The sequence below is a fragment of the Microbacterium sp. AISO3 genome, assembly GCF_002204305.1.
GTDB lineage: Bacteria > Actinomycetota > Actinomycetes > Actinomycetales > Microbacteriaceae > Microbacterium > Microbacterium arborescens.
In genome coordinates this window covers 85,744-97,960 of record NZ_NHRF01000010.1, presented here as the reverse complement: position 1 = coordinate 97,960, position 12,217 = coordinate 85,744, and the positions used below count along the sequence as shown (strand labels likewise).

Sequence of the window (12,217 nt, the reverse complement as noted above, 5' to 3'; positions counted from 1 at the left end):
GGAGGAGGCCGTTCTGCCCGTCTTTCCCGACGTCGGCCATCCGAATCGATCGTCCATCATGGTCCCGTGATGCTCCCCCCGGTTTCACGCTGTCCCTGCTCAACCTAGCCAGCCCGTGAGAGCGGTGCCAATGAGCAATCGCGGAGCGGCTACTGAGCTGGTTCTGAGTTCGCCTCCGCGGTGTGCAGATGGCCGGGGGCGGACGAGCGCGCACAGGTGAATCGGCGGGATTCCGGACAGCCGATCGTAGAATGAGGGAATCATGTCGACTCCCTCGAGCGCACCCACTCTCATCGCGCCGTCGCTCGCGGCGCGGACCGCCGACGGCCGCGCGCGCACGTACGAGGTGCGCACCTTCGGCTGCCAGATGAACGTCCACGACTCCGAGCGCCTGTCGGGTTCGCTCGAGAGCGCCGGATACCTCCCGGCTGATCCCGGTACCGAGGCCGACGTCATCGTCATCAACACCTGCGCGGTGCGCGACAACGCGGCCGGCAAGCTGTACGGCACCCTCGGGCACCTGAAGTCGCGCAAGGACAAGCGCGACGGTATGCAGATCGCCGTCGGAGGCTGCCTCGCGCAGATGGATCAGGCCGCGGTGCAGCAGAAGGCGCCCTGGGTCGATGTCGTGTTCGGGACCCACAACATGGGGGCTCTTCCGGGCCTGCTCGAGCGCGCGCGGCACAACGGCGAGGCCGAGCTCGAGATCCTCGAATCGCTCGAGACCTTCCCCTCGACTCTCCCGACGAAGCGCGACTCGGTCTACAGCGGCTGGGTGTCCATCTCGGTCGGGTGCAACAACACGTGCACGTTCTGCATCGTGCCGCACCTGCGCGGCAAGGAGAAGGACCGTCGTCCCGGCGACATCCTGAACGAGATCCGTCTGCTGGTCGACGACGGGGCGATCGAGGTCACCCTCCTCGGCCAGAACGTGAACAGCTACGGCGTCGAGTTCGGCGACCGCCAGGCGTTCGGCAAGCTCCTGCGCGCGGCGGGGGAGATCCCCGGTCTCGAGCGCATCCGCTTCACGAGCCCGCATCCGGCGGCGTTCACTGACGACGTCATCGACGCGATGGCCGAGACCCCGGCGGTCATGCCACAACTGCACATGCCGCTGCAGTCGGGCTCCGACAGCATCCTGAAAGCGATGCGCCGGTCGTACCGCAGCTCGAAGTTCCTCGGCATCCTCGATCGTGTGCGCGAGCGCATTCCGCACGCGGCTATCTCGACCGACATCATCGTCGGGTTCCCCGGCGAGACCGACGCCGACTTCGAAGACACCCTGCGGGTTGTCGAGCAGTCCCGCTTCGCGAGCGCGTTCACCTTCCAGTACTCCATCCGAGAAGGCACACCCGCCGCGACCATGCCCGACCAGGTGCCGAAGGCGGTCGTGCAGGAGCGCTACGAACGCCTCGTCGCACTGCAGGACCGGATCGCCCTCGAGGAGAATCAGAAGCAGCTCGGTCGTGAGGTCCAGGTGCTGGTCTCGTCGGCCGAAGGCAAGAAGGGCGCCGAGACGCACCGACTCACCGGGCGCGCGGAGGACAACCGCCTGGTGCACTTCGAGGTGCCCGACGGCTCCGAGACGCCGCGGCCGGGGGATGTCGTGACGGTGACCGTCACGCATGCCGCGCCGTTCCATCTGCTCGCCGACAGCACCGATGGCTCACCGCTGCGTGTCCGCCGCACCCGGGCCGGTGACGCGTGGGACCGTTCGCTGGCCGAGTCGTGCGGTGTGCCGGCTCCGGCCACGTCGGATGCCGGCCCGCGCTCCGTCTCGCTGGGTCTGCCGTCCCTGCGCGTCGGCGTGTGACCGCAGCTCCGGGCCGGGCCCCCGGCCACCGCGACGGCGAGGATGCCGGGCCGCCGATCCTGTGGGCGATCCTCGGTGCGACCGGCACCGGCAAGACCGGTCTCTCCCTCGATCTCGCCGAAGAGCTCGCCGCCCGCGGACGCCGCGCCGAGATCGTCAACGTCGATGCGATGCAGCTGTATCGCGGCATGGACATCGGCACGGCGAAGATCCCCGAGGCGGATCGCCGCGGCATCCCGCACCATCTGTTCGATGCGCTCGCCGTCGCGGAGGAGGCCGCGGTCGCGTGGTACCAGGAGCTCGCGCGACGCACGATCGATGCGATCCACGGCCGGGGCGCGGACGCGATCCTCGTCGGCGGCTCCGGCCTGTACGCATCGAGCGTGCTGTTCGACTTCCGTTTCCCTCCGCGCGACGAACGGCTGCGCGCGAGCCTTGAGGACGAACTCGAACGCCTCGGCGCGGGGCCGCTGTTCGCGCGCCTGCGTGCCGCCAACCCGGCCGCGGCCGATCGCATCGATCCGCGGAACGGCCGCAGGGTCGTGCGCGCGCTCGAGGTGCTGGCTCAAGGCGGACGGACCCACGGCGGAGCGCTGCCCGAGGCACCGGTGTTCTGGTCGCCCCGGACCCGGATCATCGGCACCGCGGTGCCGCGCGAGGAGCTGGTCCCGTTGCTCGACGCGCGTGTCGAGGGCATGTGGGCCGCCGGGCTGCTCGACGAGGTCGAGGCGCTGCGGCGGCAGGGCCTCGAGCGCGGAGTGACGGCGGGGCGCGCGATCGGCTACGCGCAGGCCCTCGCGCAGCTGCGCGGGGACCTGAGCGAGGAAGAGGCCATCGCGCAGACGCAGGCCCTCACGCGGCGCTACGCGCGCCGGCAGGTCTCATGGTTCAAGCGCTACGACGAGGTGCGGTGGGTCGACGCCCGCGAGGTCGACGCGGCGTCCGTCGTCGACGGGGCGGCCGCGCCGGGTGACGGAGCGCCCCGGTCGACAGGGGAGGAACGATGAGCATCACCGTGCGCGCATTCGCGCTCGCCGACGAGGACGCGGTCGTCCAGCTGTGGCACGCGGCCGGTCTCACGCGACCGTGGAACGACCCGCGCGCCGACATCAGGCGCAAGCTGACGGTTCAGCCCGAGCTGTTCCTCGTAGCGGTCGATCAGCCTGACGACGGGACGACCGAAGCCGTCGTCGGCAGCGTGATGGCCGGGTACGACGGTCACCGCGGCTGGCTCTACTACCTGGCCTCGGCCCCCTCGCACCGCGGACTCGGCGTCGGGCGCATGCTCGTCGCGGAGGCCGAGCGCCTGCTGGAGGCCATGGGGTGCCCGAAGGTGCAGCTCATGGTGCGGCCCGAGAACGAGGCCGTGCGCGGCTTCTACGACGAGCTCGGGTACGAGCCGTTCACCGTGTGGTCGGCGGGCAAGCGCCTCGTCGTCGATGGCCCCGGCGGCCCCGCCTAAGCTGGGCTCATGGCGACTCTCGCGTTCACCAAGGGCCACGGCACCGGCAACGACTTCGTGATCCTGGCCGACCCGGACGGTGCGCTCGACCTCAGCGACGCGCAGATCGCCGCCCTGTGCGACCGCCACGTCGGTATCGGCGCCGACGGGCTGCTGCGGGTCGTCCGCTCGTCCGCGATCCCCGAGGGAGCGGATGCCGCTGCCGCCGGGGCCGAATGGTTCATGGACTACCGCAACGCCGACGGGTCGAAGGCCGAGATGTGCGGCAACGGAACGCGGGTCTTCGCCCGGTACCTCGCCGACGCGGGTCTCGCGTCGGTCGAGGCCGGACTCCGTATCGGCACGCGCGCGGGCGTCAAGACGATCACTCGCGCCGACAACGGCTTCGAAGTCGACCTCGGGCTCTGGCGCGCCGACGACGGCGACGTGCTCGTCCGGGCACGCGGGCTCGGAGTCGCCCGCCCCGGTCAAGGGATCGACGTCGGCAACCCGCACGTCGTCGTCGCGCTCGCGGGCGAGGATGAGCTCGACGGGCTCGACCTGACGGTGCAGCCGACCCTCGAGCCCCGTCCGTCGGCCGGCGCGAACGTCGAGTTCGTCGTCCCGGCCGAGCCGCTCGTGCAGAACGGAGTCGGGGCCATCCGGATGCGCGTCTACGAGCGCGGCGTGGGAGAGACCCTGTCGTGCGGCACAGGGGTGGCGGCATCCGCTCTCGCGGTGCGCCACTGGGCCGGGGCGGCCGCGCCCGACCGCTGGACCGTCGACGTGCCGGGCGGAACGCTGGGCGTGCGGATCGTGCGGCAGGCCGATGGCGAGCACGTTCTGCTCTCGGGCCCCGCGACGCTGGTGTTCTCGGGGCAGGTCACCCTCGCAGACTGATCCGAGCGCCACGGCGTCCGGACGCCCGGCCCGTGATCAGGGCAGTTCGATCGCGCCCGTCGGGGGAGTGCCGTGCCGGCGCACCCGAAGCACGCGGAATCCGCGGCCGGTCGCCGCGCGCGAGACGCCGTAGCCGTCGTCGAACGTGGCGGCGAGCCACCGCTGCAGCGAGTCGGAACCGAGGTTGCGCTGCACGACGAGCCACGCGTCGCTGCGTTCGGCCAGACGCGGGATCCACCGCTGCAGCATCCCGTGGAGCTCGTTCTTGCCCACGCGGATCGGCGGATTGGAGCGGATGGTCCGGAATACGACGTCGTCGGGAACATCGTCGGGCAGGACGGCGTTGACGTTGTCGAGTCCCAGATCAGCGGCGTTGCGTCGCACCAGGTCGAGTGCCCGTTCGTTCACGTCGACGGCCCACACCGTGGCGTGAGGCGACTCCAGAGCCAGCGACAGCGAGATCGGCCCCCAGCCGCAGCCGAGGTCGAGGAAATCCCCGCCGGACGGTGCCGGCGGAGTATTGGCGAGAAGAACCCCTGTGCCCGAATCCACGTGGTCAGGGCTGAACACCCCGCCCGCGGTCGTGACCTCCACGGCACGGCCCGCGAGGGTCACGCGGATGCGGCGGAGGTTCTGCTCGCTGGACGGGGACGCGCTGAAGTAATGATCGCTCCCCATGCATCCGAGCGTATCGGAGCCGGACGTACCGGCGGGAGACTAGAATTCACGGATGCCCGGGCACGGGCATCCCGGGAAGAGAGTTATGACGCATATCACCACCCCCGACGGCGACGACGACATCGCGGTGGACCCGGTCGAGCGCGTGCTCGCGAGCGCGGAGACGCGTTCGTCGATCCGCGTCTTCGGCGGCGCCCAGGCGCTGCAGGACGAGGCGACCGTCGCGTACGGAGACACCGACGGCGACCAGTGGGACCGCGAGGAGCGCGCCGCGCTGCGTCGCGTCCCCGGCCTGTCCACCGAGCTCGAGGATGTCACCGAGGTCGAGTACCGCCAGCTGCGACTCGAGAACGTCGTGCTCGTCGGCGTCTACCCCCAGGGGTCGCAGGAGGACGCGGAGAACTCGCTGCGCGAGCTCGCGGCGCTGGCCGAGACCGCCGGCGCGGTCGTGCTCGACGGCGTGCTCCAGCGGCGGCCGCATCCGGACCCCGCGACCTACATCGGACGCGGCAAGGCCGCCGAGCTGCGCGACCTCGTCGCCGCGGTCGGAGCCGACACCGTGATCGCCGACACCGAGCTGGCGCCGAGTCAGCGGCGTGCCCTCGAGGACGTCGCGAAGGTCAAGGTCATCGACCGCACGACCGTCATCCTCGACATCTTCAGCCAGCACGCGAAGAGCCGTGAGGGCAAGGCCCAGGTCGAGCTCGCCCAGCTCGAGTACCTGCTCCCGCGCCTGCGAGGCTGGGGCGAGTCGATGAGCCGTCAGGCCGGTGGCCAGGTCGGCGCCGGCGGCGCGGGCATGGGCTCGCGCGGACCGGGTGAGACGAAGATCGAGCTCGACCGTCGCCGCATCCGCACCCGTATGGCGCAGCTGCGCAAGCAGATCCGCGAGTTCGCGCCGTCGCGCGAGGCCAAGCGGGCGGAGCGCCGGCGAAACACGATCCCCTCGGTCGCGATCGCCGGCTACACCAACGCCGGCAAGTCGAGCCTGCTCAACCGGCTGACGAGCGCCGGCGTCCTCGTCGAGAACGCCCTGTTCGCGACGCTGGATGCCACCGTGCGCCGGGCCGAGGCCGCCGACGGCCGCGTCTTCACGCTCACCGACACCGTCGGCTTCGTGCGCAATCTGCCTCATCAGCTCGTCGAGGCCTTCCGGTCGACGCTCGAGGAGGTGTCGGGTGCGGACGTCATCGTGCACGTCGTGGACGGGTCGCATCCCGATCCTGCGGCACAGCTCGCGACCGTCCGCGATGTGATGGGCGACGTGGGCGCTCGTGCGACGCGCGAGCTCGTCGTGTTCAACAAGGCCGACCTCGTCGACGACGATGCTCGGCTGCTGCTGCGCGGGCTCGAGCCGACGGCGCACTTCGTGTCCTCACGCACCGGCGAGGGCATCGATGAGCTCCGCGCCGCCATCGAGGACGCGCTGCCGCTGCCGGCCGTCGAGGTGCGCGCGCTCGTGCCGTACGACCGCGGCGACCTGATCTCGGCCGTGCACGAGAGCGGCCACATCGTCGCGACGTCGCACGAGCAGGACGGGACCGCCGTGCACGCGCATGTCTCGGAGCGTCTCGCGGCCGAGCTTGCGCCCTACGCCGTCTGAATCGGCGCGCGGCGATACACCTGCAGGATCGGTGGTGCCGGTGAGTCCTCCGCGCGCGTGGGCGGCCTCACCAGCACCACCGGCCTGACGGATGTATCAGCACCGGGCGTCGCGGGGCTCAATCCAGCGCGAGCGGTGCGACGCCGGGGGTGTCGAAGCCGAAGACCCGGCCGAGGAACGCCAGCTCGCTCTCGAGCGCGTTCACGATCGTCTCGGTGCGCCGGAACCCGTGTCCCTCGCCCGCATACAGCACGTAGGCGTGGGGCACACCGTGCGCCACGAGCGCGTCGCGGATGGCCTCGGCCTGCGCCGGCGGCACGACGGCGTCCTCGTCGCCCTGCAGGAGCAGCAGCGGCACCCGGAACCGCTCGGGTCGGCTCAGCGGCGATCGCTCGATGTAGACCGGCTCGGCTTCGGGGAGGGGGCCGATGAGACCGTCGAGGTACCGCGCCTCGAAGTCGTGCGTCTCGGCGGCCAGAGCGCGCGCATCGCCGACACCGTAGCGCGAGACGCCCGCCCCGAAGACATCCGTTCCGACGAGCGCCGCGAGCACGGTCCAGCCGCCGGCGGATCCTCCCTCGATCGCCAGCCGTGACGGATCCGCGAGACCCTCGTCGGCGAGACCGCGTGCGGCCGCGGCGACGTCGTCGACGTCGACGACACCCCACTGTCCCTTCAGTCGTTCGCGGTAGGAACGGCCGTATCCCGTCGAACCGCCGTAGTTGACGTCGAGGACGCCGATGCCGCGGCTCGTGAAGTAGGCCACCTTGCTGTCGGCTGCGCCGCCCACGTGCGAGGTCGGCCCGCCGTGCACCCAGACCAGGTACGGGGGCAGTTCGTCGGCCGGCGCGGTGACGTCGGGGTTGGTCGGCGGGTAGGCGAAGGCATGCACCAGGCCGTGCGGGCCCTCCGTCGTCAGCTGCCGGGCGTGCGGGATCCACGATGCGTCGACGTCCGGAGCACCGCCGCGGACCGCGCTCGTCTCGCCGGTGTCCAGGTCGACGAGCCACAGGCCCGCCCCTCCCGGCATCGCCCCGCTGACGAGGGCGCGGCTGCCGCGGACGTCTTCGATCTGCACGCGTGCGGTGGCGGGGAAGGGAAGCGGGATGGCGCCGCCGTCGCGGTCCACGATCACGAGCTGGTCCGATCCGTGGGTGCGCACGGCCACCAGGCGGCCGTCATCGAGCGGCGCGTACCAGCGGGTGCCGAGCACCCACAGGCCACCACCCGTGTCGGCGTCGGCGGGCGAGACGGCCGTGGGCGGGGCGTCGGTCGCGGGGTCGACGCGGTAGACATTCCAGCGTCCGGTCGGCTCGTCGGCGAAGAACAGCGCGCCGTCGTCGGTCCACTCGGGCTGCAGCGCGGCGGTGGCGCCGCCCGCGACGTCACGGATGCCGCGGGCGGCGTCCAGGTCGGCGACGCGGATGCGCGTGCGGTCCCAGGGCATGTCGGGGTGATCCCAGGCCACCCAGGCGAGGCGCGAGCCATCGGGCGACAGCGCCGGCTGGGCGACGAAGTCGCTGCCGCCGGCGAGCTCGGTCACGCTCGAGGCGTCGGGAACCTCGGCGCTGTCAGCGCGCTCGATGCGGACGATGTGGCGCTCGGGCGTGCCGCCGGGTCGTTCGCGTTCGCGAACCGCGAGGAGGACGCCGCGCTGCCAGCGAAGGCCCCCGTAGTGCGTGCCGGTCTCCTCCGGAGTGAGCGGTCGGGGATCGCCGCCCGGGCGAAGGCTCCGGATGCGCTGGTCGGACTTGTCGACGAAGAACAGCTCGCCGTCATCCGACACCGTCCAGGCTCCGCCGCCGTACTCGTGCACGCGCGACCGGGCGTTCCAGGGTGCGGGGAGGACGACCTGCACGGTGCCATCGCCGCGGCGGCGCATGACCGCGACGCGACCGGCCTCGTCGGGCAGCGACTCGCCCCACCAGATCTCATCACCCACGAAGCTCGCGCCGTCGAGGCGCAATGATGACGCGCTGGCCCATGCCGCGGTCAGGGGAGACGGCCAGGAACCATAGGGAAGCTGCTGCGACATACAGCCACGCTACGCGAGGCCTGGCTTCCCGACCTCGACCGGGGAGACGGTGGGGAGCGGATGCCGTCCCGTGGCGCCTCAGACCGTGCGCAGAACCGCCACGACCTTGCCGAGCACCGTCGCGTCGTCGCCGAGGATCGGCTCGAACGCCGAGTTGCGGGGGAGGAGCCACGTGTGGCCGTCGCGCTGGCGGAGCGTCTTCACCGTCGCCTCGCCGTCGAGCATGGCCGCGACGATCTCGCCGTTGTCGGCGGTTGCCTGCGCCCGCACGACGACCCAGTCGCCGTCGCAGATGGCCGCGTCGATCATCGAGTCGCCGACGACCTTGAGCATGAACAGCTCGCCCTTGCCGACGAGCTGGCGCGGCAGCGGGAAGATCTCCTCGACCTGCTGGTCGGCGGTGATCGGCACGCCCGCCGCGATGCGGCCCACGAGCGGCACGAGGGCGGCGTCGCCGAGGGCGGGCGCGGCGTCGGCCGGGTTCTCGCCGGCGGTGCCCGGGAGATCGATGAGCACCTCCATCGCGCGGGTCTTGCCGGGGTCGCGCCGCAGGTAGCCGCTGAGCTCGAGCTGGTTCAGCTGGTGGGTGACGCTGGACAGCGACTTGAGGCCGACCGCGTCGCCGATCTCGCGCATGCTCGGCGGGTAGCCGTTGCGGGCGATCGCGTTCTGGATCACCTCGAGGATCGCGAGCTGCTTGTCGCTCAGATTCTTGCGTCGTCGCGTCTGCGGCTTCTCGCTCATACCGCCGGTCTCCTGTCGTCGCGCCCCGTCCCCGACCCGATGTCGGAGGTTCATGGTGGGCTCTCGCTGTCGAAAAGGTAGCCCGATACGACGGCGACATCGCGGAACGCTCCGCGTGTCTCTTCGATCGGTCTCCGATTTCGGTGGGTGGTTGACACCACACAATATCGAAGATACGTTCGGAACCGAAGTTCGCACCCGTCTCTCCCAGCCGAGAGGCGGGGGCGAATCTTCCTACCGCTCCCGAGGAGATGCCATGACCACGATCGATGCCCGCTTCGCACCGGCCCCCCGTACCCGCCTGCGTCTGACGCGCCGCGGACGCCGCGTCGTCGCCACGATCGCCGCCCTTCCGGCGGTCGTCGCCGTCACAGCAGCCGTGCTCTCGGGGGGAGGCGCGCTCGCCTCGAGCGAGGTCGGCGCCCCCGCCGGCTCGTTCACGACCGTGACCGTGATGTCCGGCGAATCGCTCTGGTCCATCGCCGAAGAGGTGGCGCCCGCCGCCGACCCCCGCGATGTCGTCGATGCGATCATCCGACTGAACGCTCTCGGCTCGGGCCAGCTCGAGGCCGGCCAGACGCTTGCGATCCCGGCCGAGTACGCCGCGAGCTGACTCCGGCGGCAACAGTGGCGCGCGCGGCCTAGCATGGGTGGGATGAGCCCGAGTCTGGATGATCTGCCCCTCAGAGACGATCTGCGAGGCCTCACCCCGTACGGCGCCCCGCAGGCGCCGCTTCCGGTCGCGCTGAACGTCAACGAGAACACGCATCCCGTTCCCGAAGAGGTCGCCGACGACATCTTGGATGCCGTAGCCCGCGCCCTGCGCGACGTCAACCGCTATCCCGACCGCGAGTTCACCCACCTCCGCGAGTCGTTCGCCGAGTACCTCGGCCACGGCCTGACCCCCGATCGCATCTGGGCAGCGAACGGATCGAACGAGGTCCTGCAGCACCTCCTCCAGGCCTTCGGAGGCCCGGGACGCACCGCGATGGGCTTCGGTCCGACCTACTCGATGTACCCCCTACTGACGCGCGCGACCGGCGCCCAGTACGTCACGGGGACACGTGGACCCGACTTCACGCTCGATCCCGCCTCCGCCGCAGCCCAGGTCGCCGAGCTCCGCCCGGACGTCGTCTTCCTGTGTGCGCCCAACAACCCCACCGGCACACCCCTCGGGCTCGACGTCATCGAGGCGGTGTACGGGGCCACCGACGGCATCGTGATCGTCGACGAGGCCTACCAGGAGTTCGCGCCGCGCGAAAGCTCCTCCGCTCTGACGCTTCTCGGTGAGCGCAACCGGCTCGTCGTGTCGCGCACGATGAGCAAGGCCTTCGCCTTCGCCGGCGCCCGCGTCGGCTACCTCGCCGCCGACCCCACGCTCATCGACGCGCTCCGGCTCGTCCGACTGCCGTACCACTTGAGCGCGCTGACGCAGGCGGCGGCGACAGCCGCCCTCTCCCACTCGACGACGATGCTCCGGATGGTCGACGAGATCGTCGCGCAGCGCGACCGGATGTCGGCGACGCTCGACGCCCTCGGCTATCACGCGTACGAGAGCTGGACGAACTTCGTGCTGTTCGACGGCGTCGACGACCCGCGGGCGACCTGGCAGGCTCTGTACGACCGCGGCATCCTCGTCCGCGACGTGGGCATCCCGCACAGCCTGCGTGTGAGCGCCGGCACGGAAGACGAGACGACCGCGTTCCTCGAAGCACTGGCCTCGATAGACTCGGAGGCATGACCAGCCCCCGAACGGCCAGCATCCGTCGCGCCACGAGCGAGTCGAGCGTCGAGCTCGAGCTCAACCTCGACGGCACCGGGATCAGCACGATCGAGACGACCGTGCCGTTCTTCGACCACCTGCTGACGGCGTTCGCGAAGCACTCGCTCACCGACCTGACCGTGCGCGCGACGGGCGATACGCACATCGACGCGCACCACACGGTGGAGGATGTGGCGATCGTGCTCGGACAGGCGCTGCGTTCCGCGCTGGGCGACAAGTCGGGCATCTCCCGCTACGGTGATGCACTCGTGCCCCTCGACGAGGCGCTCGCGCAGGCGGTCGTCGACATCTCGGGGCGTCCGTACCTCGTGCACTCGGGGGAGCCGGACGGTTACGAGTTCCACCTCATCGGCGGGCACTTCACCGGTTCGCTCGTGCGACACACGTTCGAGGCCATCGCGTTCAACGCCGGGCTGACGGTGCACGTCCGCGTCCTCGGCGGACGTGATCCGCACCACATCGCCGAAGCGGAGTACAAGGCGTTCGCCCGAGCTTTCCGGCAGGCGAAGGCGCTCGATCCGCTCGTGCACGGCATCCCCAGCACGAAGGGCGCCCTATGACCGAGGGTGACCGGACCGAACGCGCGCCGCTCGTCGCCGTGCTCGACTACGGGTCGGGCAACGTCCACTCGGCGGTCAAGGCTCTTTCCGCCGCGGGGGCAGATGCGCGGTTGACGTCGGACCGCGGCCTCATCCGCGACGCCGACGGGCTTCTCGTTCCGGGAGTCGGTGCTTTCAGCGCCGTCATGGCCGCCCTGCGCGAGAGCCGCGGCGACGAGATCATCGAGCGGCGCCTGGCCGGGGGACGTCCGGTGCTGGGCATCTGCGTCGGGATGCAGATCATGTTCGGCAACGGCGTGGAGCGCGGCGATGACACCGAGGGCCTCGGACAGTGGCCGGGCACCGTCACCGAGCTGCAGGCGCCCGTGCTGCCCCACATGGGCTGGAACACCGTCCGTGCCGGGGCGGGGTCGACGCTGTTCGACGGGCTGGAGGACGAGCGCTTCTACTTCGTGCACTCCTACGGCGCCCAGGACTGGAGCCTCGAGGTCATGAAGCCCTTCGCCGAGCCCGTGCTGACGTGGTGCGACTACGGCGCACCGTTCCTCGCCGCGGTCGAGAACGGGCCGCTGTCTGCGACGCAGTTCCACCCCGAGAAGTCGGGGGCCGCCGGCATCCGTCTCCTCGCCAATTGGATCGGCGCCCTGCCGCGCCACTAGT

General features: G+C 71.0%; 12 protein-coding genes. 9 read left to right on the top strand and 3 right to left on the bottom strand.

Annotated elements, in window-relative coordinates; genetic code table 11:
* The first annotated feature begins 262 nt into the window (after positions 1-262).
* Genes miaB through dapF form a run of 4 tightly spaced genes read left to right on the top strand, consistent with a single transcriptional unit; the run spans position 263 to position 4,154 of the window.
* The gene (gene miaB / locus CBF90_RS14090) at positions 263-1,813 is read left to right on the top strand and encodes a tRNA (N6-isopentenyl adenosine(37)-C2)-methylthiotransferase MiaB (RefSeq protein ID WP_088380883.1); all 1,551 of its coding nucleotides are present in this window, start codon (positions 263-265) and stop codon (positions 1,811-1,813) included.
* Positions 1,814-1,869: 56 nt separating this feature from the next.
* Positions 1,870-2,820 carry a tRNA (adenosine(37)-N6)-dimethylallyltransferase MiaA gene (gene miaA / locus CBF90_RS14085; protein ID WP_088380897.1) on the top strand — a complete coding sequence of 317 codons (951 nt, stop codon included), beginning with the start codon at positions 1,870-1,872 and terminating at the stop codon, positions 2,818-2,820.
* Positions 2,817-3,275, top strand: a complete 459-nt coding sequence (locus CBF90_RS14080) for a GNAT family acetyltransferase (RefSeq protein ID WP_023951758.1) — start codon at positions 2,817-2,819, stop codon at positions 3,273-3,275. Before miaA ends, CBF90_RS14080 begins: the two co-directional genes overlap by 4 nt.
* A 9-nt stretch (positions 3,276-3,284) precedes the next feature.
* The gene (gene dapF / locus CBF90_RS14075; RefSeq protein WP_023951756.1) at positions 3,285-4,154 is read left to right on the top strand and encodes a diaminopimelate epimerase; all 870 of its coding nucleotides are present in this window, start codon (positions 3,285-3,287) and stop codon (positions 4,152-4,154) included.
* Between the two features lie 36 nt (positions 4,155-4,190).
* On the opposite strand, the gene CBF90_RS14070 is transcribed toward dapF, so the two are convergent.
* The gene (locus CBF90_RS14070; RefSeq protein WP_023951754.1) at positions 4,191-4,832 is read right to left on the bottom strand and encodes a class I SAM-dependent methyltransferase; all 642 of its coding nucleotides are present in this window, start codon (positions 4,830-4,832) and stop codon (positions 4,191-4,193) included.
* A gap of 85 nt (positions 4,833-4,917) precedes the next feature.
* Between CBF90_RS14070 and hflX the strand changes: the two genes are divergently transcribed.
* On the top strand, positions 4,918-6,435 hold the full coding sequence (gene hflX, locus CBF90_RS14065; protein WP_023951752.1) for a GTPase HflX: 1,518 nt from the start codon (positions 4,918-4,920) through the stop codon (positions 6,433-6,435).
* 118 nt (positions 6,436-6,553) lie between these two features.
* Here hflX and CBF90_RS14060 read toward each other — a convergent pair whose 3' ends face one another.
* Both CBF90_RS14060 and lexA read right to left on the bottom strand, forming a co-directional pair.
* On the bottom strand, positions 6,554-8,470 hold the full coding sequence (locus CBF90_RS14060) for a prolyl oligopeptidase family serine peptidase (RefSeq protein WP_088380882.1): 1,917 nt from the start codon (positions 8,468-8,470) through the stop codon (positions 6,554-6,556).
* Positions 8,471-8,548: 78 nt separating this feature from the next.
* A complete protein-coding gene (gene lexA / locus CBF90_RS14055; RefSeq protein ID WP_023951748.1) occupies positions 8,549-9,214 on the bottom strand; it encodes a transcriptional repressor LexA in 666 nt (221 codons plus the stop codon).
* Positions 9,215-9,470: 256 nt separating this feature from the next.
* Between lexA and CBF90_RS14050 the strand changes: the two genes are divergently transcribed.
* The 4 genes from CBF90_RS14050 to hisH are packed head-to-tail and all read left to right on the top strand — an operon-like array spanning position 9,471 to position 12,216.
* On the top strand, positions 9,471-9,827 hold the full coding sequence (locus CBF90_RS14050) for a LysM peptidoglycan-binding domain-containing protein (protein ID WP_071918354.1): 357 nt from the start codon (positions 9,471-9,473) through the stop codon (positions 9,825-9,827).
* Between the two features lie 42 nt (positions 9,828-9,869).
* Positions 9,870-10,955 (top strand): histidinol-phosphate transaminase, encoded by a 1,086-nt coding sequence (locus CBF90_RS14045; RefSeq protein WP_023951744.1) that lies wholly within the window; start codon positions 9,870-9,872, stop codon positions 10,953-10,955.
* Positions 10,952-11,557, top strand: a complete 606-nt coding sequence (hisB, locus tag CBF90_RS14040) for an imidazoleglycerol-phosphate dehydratase HisB (protein WP_023951742.1) — start codon at positions 10,952-10,954, stop codon at positions 11,555-11,557. The genes CBF90_RS14045 and hisB overlap by 4 nt, the downstream gene beginning before the upstream one ends.
* Positions 11,554-12,216, top strand: a complete 663-nt coding sequence (gene hisH / locus CBF90_RS14035) for an imidazole glycerol phosphate synthase subunit HisH (RefSeq protein WP_064956917.1) — start codon at positions 11,554-11,556, stop codon at positions 12,214-12,216. Before hisB ends, hisH begins: the two co-directional genes overlap by 4 nt.
* Position 12,217: the final 1 nt, after the last annotated feature.

Excerpts from the sequence above, each read along its gene's own strand:
- miaB (WP_088380883.1), top strand. The coding sequence starts at position 263 with ATGTCGACTCCCTCGAGCGCACCCACTCTCATCGCGCCGTCGCTCGCG.
- CBF90_RS14080 (WP_023951758.1), top strand. The coding sequence starts at position 2,817 with ATGAGCATCACCGTGCGCGCATTCGCGCTCGCCGACGAGGACGCGGTC.
- dapF (WP_023951756.1), top strand. The coding sequence starts at position 3,285 with ATGGCGACTCTCGCGTTCACCAAGGGCCACGGCACCGGCAACGACTTC.
- CBF90_RS14070 (WP_023951754.1), bottom strand. The coding sequence starts at position 4,832 with ATGGGGAGCGATCATTACTTCAGCGCGTCCCCGTCCAGCGAGCAGAAC.
- hflX (WP_023951752.1), top strand. The coding sequence starts at position 4,918 with ATGACGCATATCACCACCCCCGACGGCGACGACGACATCGCGGTGGAC.
- CBF90_RS14060 (WP_088380882.1), bottom strand. The coding sequence starts at position 8,470 with ATGTCGCAGCAGCTTCCCTATGGTTCCTGGCCGTCTCCCCTGACCGCG.
- lexA (WP_023951748.1), bottom strand. The coding sequence starts at position 9,214 with ATGAGCGAGAAGCCGCAGACGCGACGACGCAAGAATCTGAGCGACAAG.
- CBF90_RS14050 (WP_071918354.1), top strand. The coding sequence starts at position 9,471 with ATGACCACGATCGATGCCCGCTTCGCACCGGCCCCCCGTACCCGCCTG.
- CBF90_RS14045 (WP_023951744.1), top strand. The coding sequence starts at position 9,870 with ATGAGCCCGAGTCTGGATGATCTGCCCCTCAGAGACGATCTGCGAGGC.
- hisB (WP_023951742.1), top strand. The coding sequence starts at position 10,952 with ATGACCAGCCCCCGAACGGCCAGCATCCGTCGCGCCACGAGCGAGTCG.
- hisH (WP_064956917.1), top strand. The coding sequence starts at position 11,554 with ATGACCGAGGGTGACCGGACCGAACGCGCGCCGCTCGTCGCCGTGCTC.